Source organism: Sphingomonas sp. ABOLE (assembly GCF_003950455.1).
Lineage (GTDB): Bacteria > Pseudomonadota > Alphaproteobacteria > Sphingomonadales > Sphingomonadaceae > Sphingomonas > Sphingomonas trueperi.
Map to the genome: position 1 here is coordinate 1 of NZ_QQWY01000061.1, position 20780 is coordinate 20780.

Consider the following 20780-nt stretch of genomic DNA (forward strand, 5'->3'; position numbering starts at 1 on the left):
AATCGTCTCTTTATGGACATCGAGACCGACAAACTTGCTGATCGACATTGTCCTTCTCCTTCCTGACAAGCTGAGCTTACGCCCCACCTGCCTCGAAGCGCGAGGCGAATGACGGTCATTGGGTCTATGCCCCACGCCACCAGTCCCTGGCCGCCCCGAAGGACGAAATTCACCAGATCGCTTCTGGGCGTGAACGCCTGAACGGGTTCTGGCTTGATCTTTGACAGCCACTTCATTCTCATTCTCCAGATGCAGGAAGAGGCCCTGCCGAACAGCTTATGGGACGGCCGCTCGAATCTGGCAAACACGTCATCGGGTGGCCTAACCGCGGTCTGACGCGAGCTAGGACTTCGTGAAAATGCTTTCTCGGACTGCAATTGCGACGAATCCGCAAATACCTAAGAGGAAAAAAGCCAAGCTTGGCCAAAAAGCACGAACTGCAAAAGCTTCCCAGATCACATGTGAGAGAGAGCCCATTGCGTTCCCGTGGTCAGGCTGGACGGGCTCCCAGAGGTAATACCAACTCATGCCGGCTGCGCCGATCACCGTGAAGAGCGTCGCGATAGCCTTCGACCTAAACGCGAGAGCCAAGTCTGAAAGAGTAATCTGATGTCTTCTACGTCCCCTTCTCACCGGCGCATCCTCCCGTTTTGCCAAGAGACAGGACCGGACAATCTCCCGATTAATGAGATCAAGTCAACTCGCTCTAGTCGGGAAGATTGGCCCTTTCACCTTCATCCTTTCTGCAGAATAAGGCCTTTGTAGACTCAGTACCTGCTCGTATCCTCCGTGCAGCCAAGTATCCACGTCAGCCGGTTCCAAAATTGTGATCATCGCTTTCGGATGAATCGGCTCAACCAGGTCGTTCGCGTCACAAGTAACCATCGTGAAGCTCGGCCCGACGGCGGTTCGCTGCCAAAATCCGGCAACGGCAAACGTCGGCTGATCCACGACGCTGAACCACATCTCGCCCTTCAGCGGCGCCTTGCCGTCACCCAGATTGTGCTTCTCTGGGGTGAACTCGCAAAACTCTGTCAGGGGGATTATGCACCGGTTCTCAGGTTTCTCAGCGAGCCGGCGCCATTGGGGGAGTTTGAGGTTCCTCACGTTCGTCATCGGGTAGGCAGCTTGCCCGCCGAGTACGTCCCACGTCATCACGTCCCAGGCCCGCCTCCCGTCCTGCTCGCGGATAACATAGTTGCGCGACTTCGGCCGCAGCTCCACGGGGTTGAACCGGTTGTCTCGAGGCCGCTCTTCAAACAGCTCGGCCGCGGATCCAAACAGCGTCTCAGGTTCACCGCTATAGCGCGCTCTATTGCACATTTGGGCAAGCTAGCATCCGGATCCTCATCTGCAACGAACCTCGGAAGCCATGGGCTGTTCCACGACCGTTCCGTCAATCCACAGTTCCGTGATCGCCTCGCCTTGACCGATCGAGCCTCTTAAGGGAACATAAAGGGAACGAATAGAGTCTTGGAACACGATGACCGTCGCCCTCGAGTCCCTAGCGCCCAGCATAGCGCACCTCCGCACGATCGCGACGCCCGCGACCGACTACCGGGTGCTGCCTTTCGGCGTCGACGCGATCGACAGCAGGCTTGGGGCAGGGGGGCTGCGTGCCGGTGCGCTGCACGAGGCGTCAGCGCGTAGCGTCGCCATAGTCGACGATGCGGCCACGACGCTCTTCCTCGCCGGCATCGCGGCGCGCGAGGCCGCGGAGGCAGGTGGCCCGGTGCTGTGGGCGAGCTGCCGCAGCGACCTCTACGCGCCAGGTTTGGCCCAAGCGGGCCTGCCATCCTCCAGCGTGATCTATGCGCAGCCGCGGGACGATGCCGCGCTGCTAGCCGGCATCGAGGATGCGGTGCGCGACGGCACCCCGTCTGTCGTGGTCGCGGAGGCAACCCGGGTCTCGATGGTCGCGACGCGGCGCCTGCAGCTGGTGGCCGCCGAGGCGGACATGCCAGTGCTGCTGCTGCGCCGCCGGCGCGCGCGCGACCAGGATCCGCTGGACGAGCCGTCGGCGGCATGGACGCGCTGGCGCATCGGCGCTGCGCCATCCGAGCGGCTGAGCGTCGCCGGCGTCGGGCGGCCGCGCTGGTCGGTTGAGCTGGCGCGCCAGCGTGGTGGGGCCTCCTTCTCCCTGATTGTGGAGGGTAGCGATGAGACGGGTCGTCTCGCTGTTCCTGCCGAACTTGGCCATCGAGCGGCTGAGACGGTTGGAACGGCCCGCAGCGCGGCCGCCTGAGCGGCCCGCGCTCCAGCTCCCCGTCGACGTTGATCCCGGCGCTTGCTCGGTGCCGAGGGGCGGAGGCTGGCGACCTGGTGCCCGCTGGGCGCGGCAAGGTGCGGATCCACGCGCCGATGTTGAGGCGCAGATCGCGGCACTGCCTTCGCACGCCAAGCCGCCGATGCGCGAGCTCGGCCGACGTTCGGAGCCCGCCAGCAATCCATACAAGGCAACTCACGGCGCAAGCACTGCGGAAGCATCGCGTTTTCATATTGAAACCACATCAGAGGCGCCGCTGGCGCTGGTGGGGAAGGTGGGCCGCCGCGAGGAAGTCGTGGCCGCGTGCCTCGGAGCGCAAGCCCTGGGCATCCGCCCCGGCATGGCCGCCACGCACGCCCGCGCCCTGGTGTCGGACCTGGACTTCCGTCCCGCAGAGCCCGAGGCGGATGCTGCGCTTCTCGATCGCCTAGCCCTGCTGGCCGTGCGCCGCTGGTCGCCCACGGCCGCGGTGACGCCGAACGACGGCCTCTGGATCGACCTGACCGGCTGCGAGCACCTGCATGGCGGCGAGGACCGGTTCTGTAGGCGGCTCCGGCAGTTCTGCCGGCGAGCTGGCTTCACCGCGCGCGTCGCCGTCGCCGACACTCCCGGCGCTGCACATGCCCTCGCCCGCTACGGCAGAGAGGGTCTGATCCGGGTCGAGCCTGGCAAGACGGCCGAGGCACTGGCGCCGCTGCCGATCGCCTCTCTACGCCTCTCCGCGACTGCACAAGCTGCAGCTCGCAAGTTCGGGTTCGAGCGCATTGCGGATCTCCTGCCCGTCGCGCGCGGGCCGCTCGCACGCCGCCTTGGTCTGCCGGCGATCGAGCGCCTCGATCAGGCGCTGGGCGCAGTCGCAGAGCCCATCACGCCTCGCGAGGACGCGGAGGTGCCGTTCGTCGAGCGTCGGCTACTGGAGCCGATCGGCAGCGCCGAGGCGATCGAGCAAGTCATTGGCGATCTGCTGGGTGATCTGGCGCAGGTGCTGCAGGAGCGGGGGCTCGGCGCCCGCTCCCTGCGACTGACGGGTCTGCGCGTCGATGGCGGCGAGCAGGTGGTCGCGATCGGCACATCTCGGCCGACAAGGGACGTCTCGCACCTCCTGCGCCTGCTGAAGCTCCGCATCGATCGCATCGATCCCGGCATGGGCCTCGAGCAGTTCTGGCTCCTCGCGCCGCACACTGAGCCGCTCGATGCCGTGGACCTTGGCGCGGTGCTCGCCGGCAACACGATGGTCCGCGACCCCTCGCGCCTCGTCGACGTCATCGCAGGCAGGATCGGCCCCAGCGCCGTCTTCCGTATAGCGCCTGTCGAGAGCCATGTGCCCGAGCGCGCGGTCGCGCAGGTCGATGCAAACGAGCAGCCGGGGGAATGGCCCGCTTGGCAGCGCCCGATCCGGCTGTTCGCGCGGCCAGAGCCACTCTTCAACGTGCTGGCGCTGCTGCCCGACCAGCCTCCACGCCGCTTCGAATGGCGGGGCAAGCGCTACACGATCGTCGGCGGCGACGGGCCCGAGCGCGTCCACGGCGAGTGGTGGCGTAGAGACGCGGAGACCTGGGCTGTCCGCGACTATTACCGCGTCGAGGACGAGGAGGGCGGTCGCTACTGGGTGTTCCGCCGCGGCGACGGCTTTCAGGACAACACGGGCGACCTGTCCTGGTGGATCCACGGTGTGTTCGGATGAGCCGCTATGTCGAGCTGCAGGTGCTCACCCATTTCTCGCTGCTGCGCGGTGCCTCGAGCCCTGACGAGCTGTTCGCCGCCGCGGCGCTGCTCGGCTACCCGGCGATCGGCATCAGCGACATCGGCACCGTTGCCGGCGTCGTGCGAGCATGGGAAGCACAGAAGGCGACGGGCGTGCGCTCGATCGCGGGCACGCGCGTGGATCTGTCCTGCGGCCGCCGGCTGCTGCTCTACCCGACCGACCGCCCTGCCTGGTCCCGCATCACGCGGCTGCTCACCGTCGGCAAGAAGCGGGCAGGGAAGGGGGGATGCCTGCTCCACTGGCACGATCTGGAGCCCTGGTCGGAGGGCGTCATCGCCATCCTGCTGCCCCATGAGGCCGACGAGGAGAACCTGACCGCCCTCCGCGATCTGAAGAAGGTCTACGGCCGCCGCGGCTACATGGCGCTTTTCCAGCGTCGTCGCCCCGGGGACGCGGTGCGGATCGACGCGCTGGCGAGGCAGGCGGGCGGTGCCGGCGTGCGCGCGGTCGTGACCGGAGACGTGCTCTATCACGCACCCGACGCGCGGCTGCTGCAGGACGTGGTGACGGCTGTGCGCGAAAAATGCACCGTGGACGAGCTCGGCTATCGCCGCGAGGTGAACGCCGATCGCGCGCTCAAGTCGCCCGACGAGATGATCCGACGCTTCCGCGCCTATCCCGATGCGCTGCAGGCGAGTGTCGACATCGCCAACGCCTGCACCTTCGACCTGGGCGAGCTGGCCTACCAGTACCCACACGAGCGCCTGATCGACGGGCTGACCGCACAGGAGGCGCTCGCGCAGCTGGCCACTGAGGCGGTGAGCCAGATGTTCGATGGCGACGTGCCGGAGGCCTACACCAACCAGATCGCGCACGAGCTGAAGCTGATCGAGGAGCTTGGCTATGCGCCATATTTCCTCACCGTCTACGCGATCGTGCGCGAGGCCCGCCGGCGCGGGATCCTCTGCCAGGGCCGGGGCTCGGCCGCCAACTCCTGCGTCTGCTTCGTGCTGGGCGTCACCTCGATCGATCCGATCAAGCACGAGCTGCTGTTCGAACGCTTCGTCTCGGGCGAGCGCCGCGAGCCGCCCGATATCGACGTCGACTTCGAGCATGAGCGCCGCGAGGAGATCATCCAGTGGATCTACGAGACCTATGGTCGCGATCGCTCGGCGTTGACCGCCGTCGTGACGCGCTACCGCGCGCGCGGCGCCGTGCGCGACGTCGGCAAGGCGCTCGGCTTGCCAGAGGATCTTACCTCCTCGCTTGCGGGCTTGGTCTGGGGCTGGTCGGCCGAAGGGGTGGGGGACAAGCAGGTCGAGGAGTTGAACCTCGATATCGGCGATCGCCGGCTACGGCTGACGCTGGAGCTCGCCCGCAAGCTGATCGGCGTGCCGCGGCACATGAGCCAGCACCCCGGTGGTTTTGTCCTCACCCATGATCGCCTCGACGATCTGGTCCCCATCGAACCGGCGGCGATGGAGGATCGCCAGATCATCGAATGGGACAAGGACGACATCGACGCGCTCAAGTTCATGAAGGTCGACATTTTGGGATTGGGCATGCTTGGCTGCATGAACCGGGCCTTCAACCTGCTCGAGGCCGGGAAGGGCGTGCACGTCGAGATGAAGGATCTGCAGGACGATGACCCTGCGGTTTTTGGCATGATCCAGAAGGCGGACACCCTCGGCACCTTCCAGATCGAATCCCGCGCGCAGATGTCGATGCTTCCCCGGATGAAGCCGCAGCGCTTCTACGATCTGGTCATCCAGGTCGCGATCGTGCGGCCAGGTCCAATCCAGGGCGACATGGTGCACCCCTATCTGCGCCGGCGCGAGGGGCTGGAGAAGCCGGAGTATCCTCGGGCCGAGCTGCGCGCGGTGCTGGAGAAGACCCTCGGCGTACCGCTATTCCAAGAGCAAGCGATGCGGGTCGCGATCGTCGGCGCCGGCTTCACTGCCGCCGAGGCCGACCAGCTGCGGCGCGCGATGGCGACCTTCAAGTTCACCGGCGGCGTGTCGCACTTCAGTGAGAAGCTGATCGAGGGGATGGTCGAGCGTGGCTACCCGCGCGAGTTCGCCGAGCGCACCTTCCGCCAGCTCGAGGGCTTTGGCTCCTACGGCTTTCCGGAGAGCCATGCCGCCTCGTTCGCGAAGATCTCCTACGCCTCGTGCTGGATGAAGCGCCATCACCCGGATGTGTTCTGCGCGGCGCTGATGAACGCGCAGCCGATGGGCTTCTACGCGCCAGCGCAGATCGTCCGCGACGCGCGCGAGCACGGCGTCGAGGTTCGGCCGCCCTGCATCAATGCGAGCCGGTGGGACTGCACTCTGGAGAGGACCGGCGGCCGCTACCTGGCTGTTCGCCTCGGCCTGCGGCAGATCCGCGGGCTGTCCAACGCCGACGGCGCCAAGATCGTAGCCGCGCGCGGCACTGCTCCCTTCACCAGTGTCGAAGAGGTCTGGCGGCGATCGGGAGTCCCGCGCGCGTCCATCGAGAAGCTGGCCGACGGCGATGCCTTCCACAGCTTCGGCGCCGATCGCCGGCAAGGGCTCTGGAAAGTGCGTGGGCTCGGCGAGGCACCGCTACCGCTCTTCGCCGCCGCCGATCGCGCGGCCGAGCGCTTCAGCGCGGAAGGGATGGAGCCAGAGGTAGCGCTGCGGCCGCTGACCGACGGGCGAGAGGTGATCGAGGATTACCGCTCGCTGCAGCTGTCTCTCCGCGCACATCCGCTGTCCTTCGTGCGGGACGATTTGCGGCGCCGTGGCGTTACCAAATGCGGCGATCTTGCGAACATCCGCGACGGCCGACACGTCGAGGTCGCCGGCATCGTTCTGGTCCGCCAAAAGCCGGGATCGGCGAAGGGCGTCTTGTTCATCACGATCGAGGACGAGACCGGGATCGCTAATGGAATCCTCTGGCCCGACCGCTTTGAGGCTCAGCGCCGGACCATCATGTCAGCCTCGATGGTGGGCCTGAAGGGGAGGGTGCAGAAGGAAGGTGAGGTCATCCACGTCATCTGCGACCGCATCATCGACCACGGCGATCTGCTGCACCGGGTGGGTGAAATGTCGTTCCCGCACAAGACTGGCCGCGGCGACGGGGCGCGGCATGCAGGCTCGCCGGACCGCGGTGACGAGGCCTGGAAGCCCGAGGCACGCAACCAATATTGGCCGCCGCATGCCGACGGCATGGATCCGGAGGACGTCGTGCGGTTCAAGTCGCACGACTTCCATTGATCCATGGCCAAATTGCCGAGGCACCAGCGCGTCGTGATCGCGCTCTCGGTGCATATCCTGAGAAGCGGGGTAACCAGGTGTGCGCATTCCCGCGTCGATCTGCCGGAGATCCGCTTGGCGCTGCGCTGCCTGCTCCCCCATTGCCCCGAGAAGTGGCCGCTTACCTGCTACTGGGACGCGGCGGGCCAGGAAAACGAGATCGGGCGATCGCAAGGGGTTACGGCTGCATTCAACGGCATCGTGCGGCAGCTCCGGCGCGCCGGCTGCTACGAGGAGGTGACACCGCATGACCTGCGATAGGGCGCGCAATGCCCGCTAACGTCGAAGGCCCGTACAAGACGCTGGGCGAGTGGGCCGTTGAGCGCGCCGACATGCGGATCGTCTGCGAGTGCGGCCGCACGATCAACGTGCCCGCAGACAAGATCCTGTCCCGCTTCGGGAGAGACAGCGGCGTCCAGCAAGCCGTTATCCGCCTGCGCTGCACCACTTGCCGGCGCCGCGGGCATGCCACCATTTTCCCGATTCCGGTGTTGAAGCGCTAGAAAGGGTTGGCAGCATGCCGGAGACGAAGCCGACAACGACGGACGATATCCGCAACTTGCTTGCGCACCTTCTAGCCGGCGCAGCGGGTGAGGATGAAGCGCACTGGCTGAAGCTGATCGGGCCGGTGACCGCGCTGCCGATCATCGATGCTCCCAGGTCCAATTGGCGGGTCGAGCCGAAAGGTAAACCGAACGAACTCGAAGCAATCGAGAAAGCTGCCGAGGTTGTCCGCTTAGCCTATCCCTATGTACCGTCCCCAAAGTCCCACGACGCTGGTAGGTGAGGGGCTGCGAGGGCGGGTTCTGCAGGAGGCGACGAGCACTAGATAAGGCGATTGAACGCCCCGCACCTCGGAGAAGAAACTTGGCAGCAAGCCCCACACCCGACTTCGCCGTCGCTGATGACGCCAAGAAGGCGATCGCGGCTCATATGGTGCCGGGTGTCATGCAGGCCCTGCGCGATGTTTCGGTCGACCAAGTGGCAACCGCGGATGACATTCTCGATGTGCTGGCAATCTGCATCGCTGCTGTTCTCGAGAACGACACCCACATCACGACGCCGAAGCACACCCGGCAGGCGATGGAGACGATCGAGACGTTCGTGAAGCGAAGAGCTCGCCAGCTCCGGGACGAGCGCCAATCCCTTGATGCTCCAAGCTTTCTCGCTCGCGCGATCGACCAGTATCGCAAGGATCAGGCGGCGTTCGAGGACCAACTAAGCAAAGCGCGCGACCGGCTGTCGGATTGATCCACACAAAAAAAATGGCGCTCCACCACGGAGCGCCTACGAAGTTTGGGTCGTGCGGCGTGAATAGCAGCGCCGACGCGTCGATCAATTACGTGCTACAAATCATTACAATTTTCTCAGAGCGAAACGCCTACGAATACCATGAAGAAGGCAAGTACGCCGACAGCGACCTTGCCGGCGCCTAGCATTCTTGCCGCCATTCCGCGCGTTTGCCTTCCCCAGGTCTTGTCGCGTGCTGTACGGAGCGCCAGCACGCCGTCGACGCTGAGGACCGAGCCGACGATGAAGAGCGCGATGCTGAAGCCTTTCACGAAGCCGGTGACGCCGTGACCGGTGAGCGCAAAGAAGGCGATGAGTGCCATCGTCAGCAACGCATAGAGCAGCATGCCGACGTCCAGGACGCTGTAGATCCGGTAGAGCCGCGGGCGTCCAAAGGGACTGCGGGCGATCACGAGCGGTCGCTTGCAGGTGAGGCAGCCTCGAACCTTATGGCGCTTCAGGTTCTGGAACAGGATGTTCTTGCAATAGGGGCAGTGCGCTGCCTGGATCTGCACGGGAGCATTCATGCGTCGGCCCTTCCGACGTAGTAGACCTCGATCACGGAGAGGCCGCGTCGAACACCTTCGATCGTGACCTCCTCGGCGTCGTCGCATTGTGAGAGAGCTTCTCCGGTCAGGCGCCAGCGCATTCCGCCATCGTCGCAGAGCATGCGGCCGCGCGGCGTCCTGGTCATTTTGCCGGAGAGCCGCATCGGGGGATCAGACGCCATCGTCAATCTCCGTTGCTGGATTGATCGCCACTCGAAAGCACTCGGACACGCAGTGAAGCATCGGATGCCCTCGGTAGAAAAACTGCTCGCCGTCCATGAGGACAGGCTCGTGCGCGAGCCGCCGGCAAGGCTTGTTCGCGGCATTCCGCCAAGCACACGGCGCGGCCATTGGCTGCCGAGTCTCGGCCTCCAGCTCGACCATCTCACGTGTCGTTGCATCCGAAAAGAGATCAGCCTGCAGCTCCATCACGCACCTCTCAGGAAGGGAAGGGGAGATTGCCCAGCTGGCATCCTCGCCCTTCCTCTCCCCCTCTCCTCACTGCTGCCCTGGTGTCGCGCTGGCGCCAGCAGGCCCCGGTGCCGGCGCTCCGGCGGCCGCGGGCGGGGCAAGCCGCACCTTCGCGTCGGTAGTGAGCTTCCGGTAGGCGTCCAGCAGCGCGAGCGAAGTGATCTTGCCCATGTCGGTGCTGGTGTAGCTGCCGCCGAGGGCGCCGATGCCGGCATTGAGGAGCACCCCGCCGCCGACGATCGAGAGATCCTTCTTGCGGACCTGGCCGCTGGCGATCGCGCGCTGGATGCCCGTCGACACTTCCACGAGCGCCAGCATGACCTGGGCTTCCAGCTTCTTGCTCTTGAAGCCTAACCCGCCCCCGAACATCCCGCCGGCGCCGCCGCCATACCCCCCCGCGTTCCCGTCCGAGTAGACCACGGTTGCGGTGAGGAGATAGTCTGCGGCTCGGAGCGTGTTCGTCTTTGCGCCGGCAGTGGTCGAGCCTGCCATCTCGCGCTCCCGCTGCAGGGCATCGAAGCCTTCGCCGCGATCCACGATCAGGAAGCAGTTCGAGTTGGCCGCGAGCAGCTTCAGAAGTGGGATCGGGTCAACCCGGGCCTGGCCGCCGTTCTGCTGGGCCTCTGCCATCCGCATCATTGCCGCGATCTGAGGAGGGAGGCCGTCCGTCGGTGACGCTGCGCTGCGTTTCTCGACGATCGCCATCGTGCCGAACGGTTGAACGCACTTGGGCACTTCGGAAGTCTCATCGACGCCGGTGCCGCCTTTGCCCATCTTCTGGGCATTTGCGGTGCTGATCGAGAGCGCCAACGCGGCCGCAGTCAGTAGAACCTTACGCATTTTGTTCCTCCTGTGGTTTTTGCATTTCATCGACACGGATCGACCTCAGCGGCGCCAGATCTGGCGAAGCCGAACTATGAGAAAGGGCGTGGTGATTGCGCCTGCGAGAACGATCGCGATTGCCGGGTCGTGGAGCGACGCGCCCGCTGGGGCAGCCGCTAACCAAAGCAAAGGAAGAAGAATTGCCTCACAGAGAATGACCCACAGATATGGGTCCAGGTCGCCAGCGGCGACCCGGCCAGCGCCAGCGAGCTCCGCAAGCGTGGGGCGGATCTCCCTTCGGGTTTCTCTGCCGCCGATATAGCCTTCTGCGTAAAGATCACCGATCAGCTGGTCTCGAGTCTCAGGCGACAAGTCGATGCCAACCTGACTGCACACCTTTCGGACGTCACGAGTAAGCCGCTTGTACCGCGGGCAATCCATCGAACTTGGGTGCATTGATTCTGCAGTCGAAAATTGTGTTCCTGCCATCACATTTCTCCTTCGACGCTGTTCGGTTCTCTTGCGACGATCATGCGGATCTCAAGCGCCGCTGCGTCGTCGTTGCAGATCCAGTTCTGGAAGAGGGGCTGCCACCTCGCGCGCCCCTCGCAGGCAGCGCTCAGGCGTGCCTTCGCAGCCTCGTTGTCACGGGCAGCGAGGAAGGCGATCCGGCCATCGGGCAGCTCCCGCTCTGCGATTCCTGGCGAAATCACGACCGCGGCCGACGCCTTCCGCTTGGCTACTGGCACCGCTTCGTCGTCCGCCTGTTCGTTTAGAGGCGGGGTGGGAGCATCGGCCTCTTCCTCATCGGCCGACATGACCACAATCTCTCCCTCCCCCTCTTCCTCTCGCACCGGTAGGGATAGATCCGGGTCCAGGGCGGCTTCTGCTGCTTCAGCCGCCAGCTGCTCCTCGTCTGCGGCCTCATTCACCTGCGCGGCAGCGTCATCGCCCTTGTGGGTATAGGATCGCGGTTCGAGGCCGAGCCGCTGCGCCAAGGTTTGCTCGTCCGAGACGTGCGCAGCTGCGAGCTGCGCGCCGATCGCGGCTAAAGTGCCGCTGGGCACGCCGCTCGAGAAGAGCTTGCCGATGGGGCTGACGCCGGCGAACTCCACCCAGGCCCGGTGGAAGTTATCGATTTTGTAGACCGGCAGCGCCTCGGTGATCTTTGTGCGATCGATCTGCCCATCCGCAGGGATGACGACGAACGTGCCGACCTCACTGAACGCCTTGTCGTGGTCATAGGCCTTCAGCCAGGCACGCAAGACGTCGCGCTGCCGGCGCGCTTGGGCAACGGGATTGGGGATTGGAACGGGCCTGCGGCGGCCCTCATACCAGACCATCCATTCGTCGTGCTGGTTGCGCGACATGCGCCCTGAATAGTTCTTCACCTCCACCACAGAGGCCTTGCGCGACAAGCGCGACAGGATGATGTGATCGAATTGGGCAAAGCCTCCGATTCCATCGCGTATCCGCAGGTCGTGAATTACGACATGATCTTTCGAATCGAAAAACAGGCGATCCAGAATATGCGCGGTTTGCTTCTCGCCAATGATGCCGCGCCTGTGCGCCAGCATCTTCTTTTTGATCCGATCTGATGGTCCGCGCGCCATTGCGCGGGCGATCAGCTCGTTCGCCTCGAGCAGTTCCTCAGCTCGTGTAGATGGCTTTGAAATCACCCTTTTCCCCCTGTTGAATTAGCAACTTGTCACAGTTCGAGCCCCAGATTCTTCTCTGGCACCGGCGGCCCCTTCGCGCCCTTGCCCGCGTCCCCGAGCCCCATGTCGTCGGGCTTCTTGCTGAGCCCCATGTCGTCGCCTCCTTTGGCGTAGCGGGCCGCATCCTTCTCATCGAACCGGGGCAGGGGCGGCAGCGAGCCAAGGTCGCTCGAGCTGAGGCTGAAGCTCATGGATGGGCCGCTTGAGGTCTTGGATCCGGTGCCGGTGCTCGGCGAGCCGCTGCTCCCCGGACCATCGATGTTGATGCGGCCGACGGTCTCCAGCGCCGAGGTCTTGATGCCGGTGTTCCGATCGAGCTGGCGGGAGACCTTCTCCTGGTCGTTCACCACCACGGTGAGATCCGAGCGCACGCGAGTGACGCCCACGTTGAACAGCTGCTGATTGGTGAGGTTCGTCTCGGCACTCGACAGCGCCATGATGCCCTTATCAGCAGTCACGCCCTGGGCCATGTGCATGTTGAGCGAGTAGCCGAGATCGAGGCGAGAGAGCATCGCGTCGCCGTGCTGCAGCGTCAGCACCTGCTTGCTTGCCGTCTCGACCGTGACACCCTTGCCGTCGATCGACATGACGCGGGCCAGCGCGGACCGCTGCATGTCCCGATCCTTGTCCTTCTCGGTCCAGCGGATCGTGTCGCCTTCATGGATGCGGATCTGCTTCGGCACCGAGAGCTCGAGGCGGTCTCGCTTGATGGTAGGATCGAGCTTCTGCGGATCGATTTTCAGCCGGCGGCCATTGTGGTCCAGCTCGACCTTGCCGCGGGGTGTGACACCCACAACCGTGAAGGTGCCGCGCTGAAGCCCGAGTTCGGGGATCTTCCCCGTGACGTCGAGGATCTGCCCCTTTTCGTAGTTCTTCGCATAGCGCAGCTCCTCGCTGGCCAAATTCACCCGTTCGCGCACGGTGAGCGTCAGGCCCTCGCCCTTGAGGGTGCCCTCGGCGGCCAGACCTTCCTGGATCCGGTTGTTGATGGTGGCCCTAGATTCCCGGCCCGAGGAGAAGACAGCGGTCGAAGCCCGCTCCTCCGGTGTCAGATCAAGCCAGCGCTCTGCAGCGTGAAGCGCGGGGTTCTCATGCGTGGTCACCTTGTCGCCGAGCACCCGCAGCGCGGCGCTCGCCTTACCGACGTTCGCGAGCGCGGCGACGGTCTTCAGCTGGTCGGTCTTCTGGCGGAGGTTCTCGTTCATCCAGGTGATGGTGATCCCGCCGGCTTGGGTCAGCGAGAATGCCTTGCCGGCATTGATCGAGCCGAGCTGCTTGCGGTCGCCGACCAGGACGAGCTTGTCGGCGCCGATCGCCTCCGCAATGTTGATCAGCTTCACCATGTCGTCGGTCGACACCATCGAGGCTTCGTCGACCGCGAGGATGGTGTCCTTCATCTCTGCCCGCTTCTCGACGGCGGCGGGGCTGGTCCTGTCGGTGAGGAACCGCTCGTTCTGCCAGATGAAGGAGGCGATCGTCTGCGCCTCGATGCCGGCCCCCTCCTTCAGGTCGCCGACCATCTTGTTCTGGAAGGCCAGGCCATGCAGCCGCTTGCCGCCGGCCTCCGCGACGCGGGCAGCGCCCTCGAAGGTCTGGGCGACTGCCTGCAGCATGGTGGATTTGCCCGAGCCTGCGACGCCCTGAATCGCCACAATCTTGTCGGTGCTCGAGACGATCAGGGTCGCGGCGGCAAGCTGCCCCGCGTTGAGCTCGTGCTTGGATGCGGCCTGTACGCGGTCAGGCGCGGCCTCTGCGTTGACGATTGGGGTGGCCTGACCCTTGGTCGCCTCGATGCGGTCGAGGATGTGCTGCTCGGCTTGCAGCGCCTCGCGGGTGGTCACCATCGTCCAGCTCGTCTCGCCCTCGCGCGTGACACCGGGGATGATGCGCCCCTGCTCGACCAGCTTCTCGATACGCTCCGTGACGTGCTGGATGGTCACGCCCTTGAGACCCAGGTCGAGCGCGGTCTTGGAAAGGCGGTTGACGTCGAAGGCTGCCTCGCGCTGCGCGTGGATTCTGATCGCCGAGGCAACGGCGAACTGCGCGCGCGCCGCTTCCGGAGAGGAGGCAAAGCGCGCGACACCTTTGTCGACCAACGGATCCGGCGTGCGGGTGAGATTGTTGACGAACTCCCGCGCGCCGCGCACGACCTCGGCCATGAACGCATAGCCCCGCTGCAGCGTGCTCGCATTCTCCGGCGCCGCGGAGGCCCGCACAGCGGCGGCAATAAGCTCCTTGCCGTCAAACCCGTAGGCGGCGGCTTTCTCCCGCCAATCGGCGATCATCTTGTCGCGATCTTCGAGCGAAAGCTTGGGATCGCGGGTTCGGACCGTCACCCCATCCAGCCCTTTGGGAGACGAGATACCGAGCGCTGCCGCGGCCTTCAGGATCTCGGCACGACGCTGACTGTTCACCTCCATCACGTCCTTCGGCACCCCGACAACCTCGAAGGTGCCGTGCTTGCCCTTGGTCTCGATCTGGTAGCCGAGCTTCTCCATCTCGGCGCGGAGGAAGGCGTGATAAATCGAGCCGATCACGGTGTTGTTCGACCAGATCTTGTCGGCGTGGAGCGCCTGCCACTTGCCGTCGGGGCCCTTCGTCAGGTTTGCGACGAGTGCGTGGATGTGGAGCTGAGGATCCAGCGCGCGAGAGGTGTCGTGCTGGACGAGGGCGTAGACCAGGTTGCCGGTCTTAACCGGCACCTTCTTGCCGTCGATATCCTTGCGGGTTTCGGCGAGGTTTTTCTCAACCCACGCCATCGTCGCGCGCACGGCTTTCGTGTGTGCGCCGTCCTCGCCGAGGATCCGCTTGTCGCCGGCTACCAGGGCCATGATCGATACTGACTTCGGCGCTGAGAAGGTCAGGTCGTAGCCTGGGCGGCGCCCCTGATAGTCGGCGACCTTCTCGCCGGATGCGAGCTGGCCGTTCAGGATCTTGCCCAGATCCGATTTGGTGACCTCGCCGGAGACGCCGGCCTCTTCGGAGGCCGCGCCGCCCCACTCGCTATAGTCGGCGGCATTCTCGCCCGCATAGTAGTCGGCCGAGGCGAAATCATCCTTGCCGTAATAGTCAGCAGCGCCGCCTGCGGAGCCGATCGAGGCGATGGAATGCATGGCCTAGATCCCCATCCCGTCGTCGCTCGGACCGAAGTCCTGGCGCAGCTCAATGGCTGTCTGGTCCTCGACCTCTGCGGGACGCGGAGCGGCCATGTCGTTTCGATGATGCTCAAGGGTCTGCGGCCGTTCCGGCTCCGCGGCTCGCGTGATCTCCGGGTCGCGTTCTCCGTCTCCTTTTTCAGTGGTCGGGCGCGGCGCGGAAGGATCTATCCGATCCTGCGCTTCCCGGTTGATCTGCGCCTCTTGTTCAGACGCCTCCGAAGGCTGTGCCAGGATGCCAGCAGCCAAAGCTGCGGCGGCGCTTGGGGAGGTTTCAACCTCTTCCGCAAGCTCGGGCGATCCGTCTCTGCCACCCGCCTCTTCGCCGTCCTCACCTACACCAATCCTTCCGCGAACACTTGCCGCCGGCGGCGCCGGCGGACGCTTCACGAAGCCGGGTGCAACCGTGGGGTAATTCTCCCACTGAAGCTGGATGCGCGCGGCAGGAAAGCCGTCAGGGAATTTGACGAACCCGTGCATAGAGGGAAGGTTCGTGATGTCGTCAGGAATGACGAGCGGCTCGACCTGCTTGCGAGGCGTGAGCGTGGAGGCATCGCGAGTGTTGTTGTAGCCGTAGCTATATGCCTCATCCATCTGCCGAACCTCGCGGCTGCCGATGTACCGGCTGCAATGTTCAGCGGTCTCCAGGTCCGCTGCGGCAAGGATCAGTTTGGTGCGGGCAAGTGATGACAGGTTGCGGGCATTTTCCTCGCCGTAGACATGCACCAGCTTGTCGAACGAGTGCAGCCCGAGGATCATTGCGCCGCCAAAGTTTCGGGCGGTTTGCAGGCCGCTTTCGATTGCCGGCAGACGGTGCAAAGCGCCGAGCTCGTCGAACATGAACCAGGTGCGGAGCGACCGCGTGCGCGGCATCTCCATCAGGGCGTAAATGGCCAGGTTGCTCCATAGCGTGAGCAGCGCGCGGTTCATCTCGAGGTCGGTGTAGTTCGATGTGATAAAGAGGATCGAACCCGGCTTCTTGTCGCGGGTGATCCAGTCCTTGATCGAAAAGGGTTCGCCGTCGTCGGGGAGGAAGCGGAGCACCTGCGCGTTGGTGTTGAACACGGCACGGATGGACTCTGCCATTCGGGCGGCTTCCGGCGCCGTCAGCGGGTCCGCGATTGTCTTGGCCAGGTACTTGTGGACCGCCTTCAGATCGGCCGTCATCAGGTTCTCAGCGAGCGCACGGTTGCTGGTCTGCTTCTTCTCGATCAGCTTCATGCACATCTCGATGAAGAGGGTGCGCGCAGCCATGGCCCAGAAGGGCTCTGCCGAGCCGCCGTCGGACGGGATCAGCGCGGCCGCAGCGGCGGTAAATTCCGAGTAGGTCACGCAATCGTTGAAGATCGACCAAGCGGGGCAGCGAGCGTCCAGCGGGTTCAGGATCGTGTCGCGTTCGGGATCGTAGAAGGCCTCGACATAGGCGCCGGTCAGATCGAACACGACGGCGTTATCCTGGCGCTCCTGCATCTGCTTGATCAGCTTGCGCAGCGCGGTCGTCTTACCGGCACCGGTAGTGCCGATCAGCATAGTGTGGGACTGCTCTAGGCGGTGCGGATAGGGGATGCCGGCGAGGGTGTACGGGTGGTGGATGCCAGCGGCCTTCCGAGCCCCGAAGGGCATGCGAAGGACCTGCTGCGGTGTGTGGCCGGGAAAGAGGTTGGCAGCCTCCTTTTCGAACTCGACCTGGTTGTGTTGGACGATCTCGGCATAAAGCACGTCGCGGGTCACCAGCATTGCGCCGCGCTCGTGCCGCTCTTCCAGGATGTTCTTGCCGCGACGACGGGAGAAATCGACGTACCAGACAGCCGCCGGCACGGTGATGAAAGTGGCGATGAACAGGCAGCCAATCAGGCCGCGGATAGCTTTATGCCAGGCCAGCGCGACCTCGGGCACATAGGGCACGTATCCCATGTATGTTTGCCGCACGGAGCCGTCGGGCAGGAGGAGGTTCACCTGCTTCATGGGATCAAGCGAGACCCAGCCCCAAAGCGCCGACAGGATGCGCATGCAGATGAGCTGGATGTTGTTCTCGTCCAACGTGATCGAGAGCACGATCGTGTACGCCAGGGCGAAGATCACCAGCCACATCAGGACCGGCATTTTTGCGCCCGACAGCCACATCAGAACCTCATGGCTGAGGAGCTGGCTGCCGCGGGTAAAATTGCCCGAATTGCGCTTCACCTCGCCGCGTGCGGAGTGGTGCTGGACGGTGACGGGACGCCCGTCGCTACGGATGTCAGCGCGCGCCATGGAAACGCTCCATGCGCTTGTCGACTTCTAGAAGAATTGGATCGCGGAACTCGGGATGGTTTTCTTGCAGGATCGCGTCGAGCGCGAGCTGCCCATATTCGCAAACGCGTCGAAGCCGCAAATCGCTGTCATGGAGGAGCTTTTGGCCGAGCAGATATTGCTCACAGGCCGAGCGAACTACGTCCGCAATCGAGCGGCTCTGAGACGCAGCAAATCTCTCTACACGGGCGTATAGCTCCGGGTCGAACCGTAGCGATGTTTGGGTAGAGTTTTTCAAGCCCACCTCCATTGGCGATGGAGGCTAGTGGGTTACGTAAGGCGAAATCCTCTTACCCGTCATCCTGTGCTCCCGCAAGTAGATTGCTGGGTTGCGGTGAGTTGCTGGGTTGCATTGTATTTCGCCTACGTGATTGATGTAGCGCGATTTTCTCCCTGGGTTGCACTGGGTTGCGCTTTGGGTTGCTGCGGGTTGCGCCCATTTTCCCCGATAACCCACTGTAAGGCAAAGTAAAAAATGGCACCTTGGTGCGTAGGGTGTGCTCTCTATAGTCCCATATCGTTGGTGGAGTTGATCCTGCTGCTGATCGATTCAGATCGATGGGATTGGATCGCGGATTCCGCGGGGCACCGGCTCGCCGAAGGGCGAAACCGGTCATTTGAAAGACCTTCGCGCGCGGATCTTCTTGGTCGCAGGGTGTCAGTCATCGGTGGCGATCCTGTAGGGGGGTTGGGGGTCTTTTCTGCCGGTCGGGGAAGCGGTAAGATGGTCGTGTTCAGAGCCCGATCAGCCTGACCGAAAAGGCATGGAAATGGCGAAATCACTGGATGCTGAACAGGCCGCGATCGAGGCCGACGAACGCAAGCTGGCTGAGCGCCGAAAGGCGCTTCAGGCAAAGCAGCGGGAGGCGGCGATCGCAGCGGTCGAGAAGGCCGGATTGCTCCGGATGCCGATCGACCGTTTGGAAGGCCTGATGAAGGCGGTGAAGAAGCTGGGCTTGGACGCCGTGGAGAAGAGGCTGGAGGCTTCAGCCTAGTCTCCCCGGGGTCCAAGCAATGCGGCGGCCGCGCGCGACAGGAACCCGCGTGCGGCCGTTTGCTTGTCCGGCGATGTGAGGCGACGGCGAGCGCCATGGGCGCGAAGCCGGAAGCCGAGCGAGCAGGGCAGGGACGTGGCTCCGCCGGCTCGACGGTATCGGGCAAAAAAATGGGAAGCGTGGCCGCCAGGCCAGCGCTTCCCATGCGATCTTCCGAGGCGAGGTCGGGCAATCAAGCCCAAGCCAGATGCGGGGCACCATCGAGCGTCTTCACGCGCGCCATCTCGTTTAGTTGGGGCAGGTAGGTTACCAGCTCCGGCTCGTCCGAAATCCGTCGGTGAATGATCGGATCAGACAGGCGACGGCGCAGCTCTTCCAGTGGGATTGCACCCATCGTCTCCGAGCCGTCGAGCCCGAGCATCTCGAGGATTGCAGAGCCGCGCTCGTCAGGCACTTCCAGCGCCGGAGCTGCATCGGAGTCCGACGACAGGCCGAGCCAGATATCTCGATCGTCGGACCGCCAGACCCGGATGCGGCGGCCTCGGAATTGGGCTTCCTCAAGCACCTCGATGACGCCGGGATAGTGGTCGAAGCACGCAGATACCGAGGCGAGCGAGAGGGGGCAGACGCGAGCGCTAAACGAGAAGCTGCGTTCGACGATTGTGGCCTTCTCCGGGATGATCAGGTCGATCCCGAGCCGCTGCGCTTCCCGGCGAAGCAGGCGGCAGAGTTCGACCAGCTGGTCGGGGCTGATGATCGCGGGCGTGATGGTGAGGGGATTGAAGCCGTCGTCGACGCGGAACCTGATGGACATCGCCACCTCCTTAGGTTGAACCGCACCTCTCTTTCCCTCTCCTCTCTTGCTGTCCTGAGCGTTTCTGATCGTCTCATGCCGCCGGCGATGCGTAGTGCCTCGCGAGGCCCGCCAGGGCCGATGCCAGAGGCCGAGCGAGCCGGGGGCGGGCGGCAAGGCAGCAGGCATGAAAAAGGGCCACGAGGTTGCCCTCGCGGCCCTGAAAAAGGAGGAGCAAGCGCCCCTCCGATGCTTATTTCAGGTACGGCGCTATCGCGGTTGCAGCACCGCCTAGTACCGCGATGATCGCAATGATGCTCGTGATGATAATCATCCACACCCGCATCTGGTCGACGCCCTTGCCGACTACATCGACGCCCTTGTTGACCGCGTCCATGCTCATCTTGATGCCGTCGAGCTTTGCTTCCAGTGCCTTGTTTGCCTGACCGATAGCCACGTCGATGTGCTCCTCGAGCGCTTCCACGACCTTAGCGGCCGTATCGTCATCGATATTAGCGCTCTTCAGAGCACGAAACAACAGAACCTCCATGATGATCCTCCTAGATCGTCGAAAAGACGGTCCCTCGCGTTGGGTGCGGCGGCGAGGGTCAAGGATCGCGCAGCGACCGCGTAAGCGGCGGTGGGGGCAACGATTTTCCCGCAGGGAAAATGGTGGGGCCCCGCCGTCCTTGAGGCTCGTCGCCGCGCCCAACACACTGGGACATCTTTGAGAAAGAGATCCCCACACGCGCCCATGGCGTGGGCCGGGGCTCGATGCCCCGGTTCACGCCTTGTCGCGGCAATGCGTAGCTAGGGGAGGCCCGGAGGGGCCGTACCGACGCGAGCGAGCCGGATCATACCAGAGCCAGGGCGCGGGCGATGACGGGCTCTTCTGCGCCGTTCACCAGCTCGCCGCGCATCTGGCCGCTGGCGATCCTGCCTCGGATCGCGGCCAAGGCTTCAGCAGTGGGTTTGAGCTTGTAGGCGAACAGCACTGGTGCGCCCTCGTCCGTGTCGAGTACGATCACCTTGGCCTTAAGCAGGCGGTCGAGCCGCTTGCCCGCCAGCTCGGCATTGATCAGGTCACAGACGACGAATTCGAGGCAGTTTTGCAGCTCGAATCCTTCCCCTTTTGACGGCGGCGTATTCGCCGCGAGCCACGCATCGATTTCGGCTGTGCTCGGCCCTGAGTAGCCGCGCATTTGGTGGTACTGGTCGGGGCCGCCGCAGCCTCCATTGCTGGCTTCGAACGCCGGTACGCCGTCGACGCAAATGATCGCGGTAAAGGCATGTGTTTCCTGCGACAGCGAGGCGCAGTGGCGCAGCTTCTTGATGGTGATTTCCACGGTGACATCCTTCCGATTTTGGCGGGCTCAGGCGGGAACCGCGGCGAGCAGGAGATGCGGGGGAATGACGAAGCGGGCGAACATCTCGATCGGGCCGTCGC

At 64.1% G+C, this 20780-nt stretch carries 21 protein-coding genes; 8 read left to right on the forward strand and 13 right to left on the reverse strand.

The features are described from left to right. Together CA234_RS24705 and CA234_RS22630 are read right to left on the reverse strand one after the other, a co-directional pair. Positions 1 to 236: hypothetical protein (locus CA234_RS24705; protein WP_206431282.1), on the reverse strand; the 236-nt coding region annotated here is incomplete at its 3' end. 460 nt (positions 237 to 696) lie between these two features. Next, the gene (locus CA234_RS22630) at positions 697 to 1323 is read right to left on the reverse strand and encodes an SOS response-associated peptidase family protein (RefSeq protein ID WP_126002803.1); all 627 of its coding nucleotides are present in this window, start codon (positions 1321 to 1323) and stop codon (positions 697 to 699) included. Between the two features lie 160 nt (positions 1324 to 1483). On the opposite strand from CA234_RS22630, the gene CA234_RS22635 reads away from it, so the two are divergent. The 7 genes from CA234_RS22635 (at position 1484) to CA234_RS22665 (ending at position 8500) form a co-directional block, all read left to right on the forward strand. Next, positions 1484 to 2245 carry a protein ImuA gene (locus CA234_RS22635; RefSeq protein WP_206431283.1) on the forward strand — a complete coding sequence of 254 codons (762 nt, stop codon included), beginning with the start codon at positions 1484 to 1486 and terminating at the stop codon, positions 2243 to 2245. Positions 2246 to 2408: 163 nt separating this feature from the next. Further along, positions 2409 to 3950 carry a DNA polymerase Y family protein gene (locus CA234_RS22640; protein WP_241213647.1) on the forward strand — a complete coding sequence of 514 codons (1542 nt, stop codon included), beginning with the start codon at positions 2409 to 2411 and terminating at the stop codon, positions 3948 to 3950. Beyond that, positions 3947 to 7210, forward strand: coding sequence for an error-prone DNA polymerase (locus tag CA234_RS22645; protein ID WP_126002804.1), 3264 nt, complete (start codon positions 3947 to 3949; stop codon positions 7208 to 7210). Before CA234_RS22640 ends, CA234_RS22645 begins: the two co-directional genes overlap by 4 nt. Before the next feature lie 33 nt (positions 7211 to 7243). Further along, complete coding sequence (locus tag CA234_RS22650) at positions 7244 to 7510, forward strand: hypothetical protein (RefSeq protein ID WP_241213648.1); 267 nt, start codon at positions 7244 to 7246, stop codon at positions 7508 to 7510. 8 nt (positions 7511 to 7518) lie between these two features. Continuing rightward, entirely contained in the window at positions 7519 to 7752 is a 234-nt protein-coding gene (locus CA234_RS22655; protein ID WP_126002806.1) for a hypothetical protein, read from the forward strand. Positions 7753 to 7766: 14 nt separating this feature from the next. After that, positions 7767 to 8036 carry a hypothetical protein gene (locus CA234_RS22660; RefSeq protein WP_126002807.1) on the forward strand — a complete coding sequence of 90 codons (270 nt, stop codon included), beginning with the start codon at positions 7767 to 7769 and terminating at the stop codon, positions 8034 to 8036. An 80-nt stretch (positions 8037 to 8116) separates the two neighbouring features. Beyond that, the gene (locus tag CA234_RS22665; protein WP_126002808.1) at positions 8117 to 8500 is read left to right on the forward strand and encodes a hypothetical protein; all 384 of its coding nucleotides are present in this window, start codon (positions 8117 to 8119) and stop codon (positions 8498 to 8500) included. Between the two features lie 116 nt (positions 8501 to 8616). On the opposite strand, the gene CA234_RS22670 is transcribed toward CA234_RS22665, so the two are convergent. From CA234_RS22670 to CA234_RS22705, 8 genes are all read right to left on the reverse strand, one after another. After that, positions 8617 to 9054, reverse strand: coding sequence for a hypothetical protein (locus CA234_RS22670; protein WP_126002809.1), 438 nt, complete (start codon positions 9052 to 9054; stop codon positions 8617 to 8619). 8 nt (positions 9055 to 9062) lie between these two features. Then, complete coding sequence (locus tag CA234_RS22675; protein ID WP_126002810.1) at positions 9063 to 9269, reverse strand: DUF5818 domain-containing protein; 207 nt, start codon at positions 9267 to 9269, stop codon at positions 9063 to 9065. After that, positions 9259 to 9516 (reverse strand): hypothetical protein, encoded by a 258-nt coding sequence (locus CA234_RS22680; RefSeq protein ID WP_126002811.1) that lies wholly within the window; start codon positions 9514 to 9516, stop codon positions 9259 to 9261. The genes CA234_RS22675 and CA234_RS22680 overlap by 11 nt, the downstream gene beginning before the upstream one ends. 69 nt (positions 9517 to 9585) lie before the next feature. After that, complete coding sequence (locus CA234_RS22685) at positions 9586 to 10368, reverse strand: CsgG/HfaB family protein (RefSeq protein ID WP_241213649.1); 783 nt, start codon at positions 10366 to 10368, stop codon at positions 9586 to 9588. 500 nt (positions 10369 to 10868) lie between these two features. Then, on the reverse strand, positions 10869 to 12059 hold the full coding sequence (locus CA234_RS22690; RefSeq protein WP_164521914.1) for a nuclease-related domain-containing protein: 1191 nt from the start codon (positions 12057 to 12059) through the stop codon (positions 10869 to 10871). Positions 12060 to 12088: 29 nt separating this feature from the next. Then, on the reverse strand, positions 12089 to 15211 hold the full coding sequence (gene mobF / locus CA234_RS22695) for a MobF family relaxase (protein ID WP_126002813.1): 3123 nt from the start codon (positions 15209 to 15211) through the stop codon (positions 12089 to 12091). A 3-nt stretch (positions 15212 to 15214) separates the two neighbouring features. Next, a complete protein-coding gene (locus CA234_RS22700) occupies positions 15215 to 17506 on the reverse strand; it encodes a type IV secretion system DNA-binding domain-containing protein (RefSeq protein WP_126002814.1) in 2292 nt (763 codons plus the stop codon). Further along, positions 17493 to 17783, reverse strand: a complete 291-nt coding sequence (locus CA234_RS22705) for a hypothetical protein (protein WP_147425961.1) — start codon at positions 17781 to 17783, stop codon at positions 17493 to 17495. Before CA234_RS22705 ends, CA234_RS22700 begins: the two co-directional genes overlap by 14 nt. A gap of 532 nt (positions 17784 to 18315) precedes the next feature. Here CA234_RS22705 and CA234_RS22710 point away from each other — a divergent pair. Continuing rightward, on the forward strand, positions 18316 to 18540 hold the full coding sequence (locus CA234_RS22710) for a hypothetical protein (RefSeq protein ID WP_121079652.1): 225 nt from the start codon (positions 18316 to 18318) through the stop codon (positions 18538 to 18540). Positions 18541 to 18772: 232 nt separating this feature from the next. Here CA234_RS22710 and CA234_RS22715 read toward each other — a convergent pair whose 3' ends face one another. The 3 genes from CA234_RS22715 to CA234_RS22725 all read right to left on the reverse strand — a co-directional run bounded on the left by CA234_RS22715 (position 18773) and on the right by CA234_RS22725 (position 20679). Next, positions 18773 to 19354, reverse strand: a complete 582-nt coding sequence (locus tag CA234_RS22715; RefSeq protein ID WP_126002816.1) for a hypothetical protein — start codon at positions 19352 to 19354, stop codon at positions 18773 to 18775. Positions 19355 to 19586: 232 nt separating this feature from the next. Further along, positions 19587 to 19883 carry a hypothetical protein gene (locus CA234_RS22720; RefSeq protein ID WP_126002817.1) on the reverse strand — a complete coding sequence of 99 codons (297 nt, stop codon included), beginning with the start codon at positions 19881 to 19883 and terminating at the stop codon, positions 19587 to 19589. Between the two features lie 304 nt (positions 19884 to 20187). Then, on the reverse strand, positions 20188 to 20679 hold the full coding sequence (locus tag CA234_RS22725; protein WP_126002818.1) for a hypothetical protein: 492 nt from the start codon (positions 20677 to 20679) through the stop codon (positions 20188 to 20190). Positions 20680 to 20780 lie beyond the last annotated feature (101 nt).

Excerpts from the sequence above, each read along its gene's own strand:
- CA234_RS22700 (WP_126002814.1), bottom strand. The coding sequence starts at position 17,506 with ATGGCGCGCGCTGACATCCGTAGCGACGGGCGTCCCGTCACCGTCCAG.
- CA234_RS22645 (WP_126002804.1), top strand. The coding sequence starts at position 3,947 with ATGAGCCGCTATGTCGAGCTGCAGGTGCTCACCCATTTCTCGCTGCTG.
- CA234_RS22635 (WP_206431283.1), top strand. The coding sequence starts at position 1,484 with ATGACCGTCGCCCTCGAGTCCCTAGCGCCCAGCATAGCGCACCTCCGC.
- CA234_RS22630 (WP_126002803.1), bottom strand. The coding sequence starts at position 1,323 with ATGTGCAATAGAGCGCGCTATAGCGGTGAACCTGAGACGCTGTTTGGA.
- CA234_RS22710 (WP_121079652.1), top strand. The coding sequence starts at position 18,316 with ATGGCGAAATCACTGGATGCTGAACAGGCCGCGATCGAGGCCGACGAA.
- CA234_RS22640 (WP_241213647.1), top strand. The coding sequence starts at position 2,409 with ATGCGCGAGCTCGGCCGACGTTCGGAGCCCGCCAGCAATCCATACAAG.
- CA234_RS22655 (WP_126002806.1), top strand. The coding sequence starts at position 7,519 with ATGCCCGCTAACGTCGAAGGCCCGTACAAGACGCTGGGCGAGTGGGCC.
- CA234_RS22680 (WP_126002811.1), bottom strand. The coding sequence starts at position 9,516 with ATGGAGCTGCAGGCTGATCTCTTTTCGGATGCAACGACACGTGAGATG.
- CA234_RS22675 (WP_126002810.1), bottom strand. The coding sequence starts at position 9,269 with ATGGCGTCTGATCCCCCGATGCGGCTCTCCGGCAAAATGACCAGGACG.
- CA234_RS22660 (WP_126002807.1), top strand. The coding sequence starts at position 7,767 with ATGCCGGAGACGAAGCCGACAACGACGGACGATATCCGCAACTTGCTT.
- mobF (WP_126002813.1), bottom strand. The coding sequence starts at position 15,211 with ATGCATTCCATCGCCTCGATCGGCTCCGCAGGCGGCGCTGCTGACTAT.
- CA234_RS22720 (WP_126002817.1), bottom strand. The coding sequence starts at position 19,883 with ATGGAGGTTCTGTTGTTTCGTGCTCTGAAGAGCGCTAATATCGATGAC.
- CA234_RS22715 (WP_126002816.1), bottom strand. The coding sequence starts at position 19,354 with ATGTCCATCAGGTTCCGCGTCGACGACGGCTTCAATCCCCTCACCATC.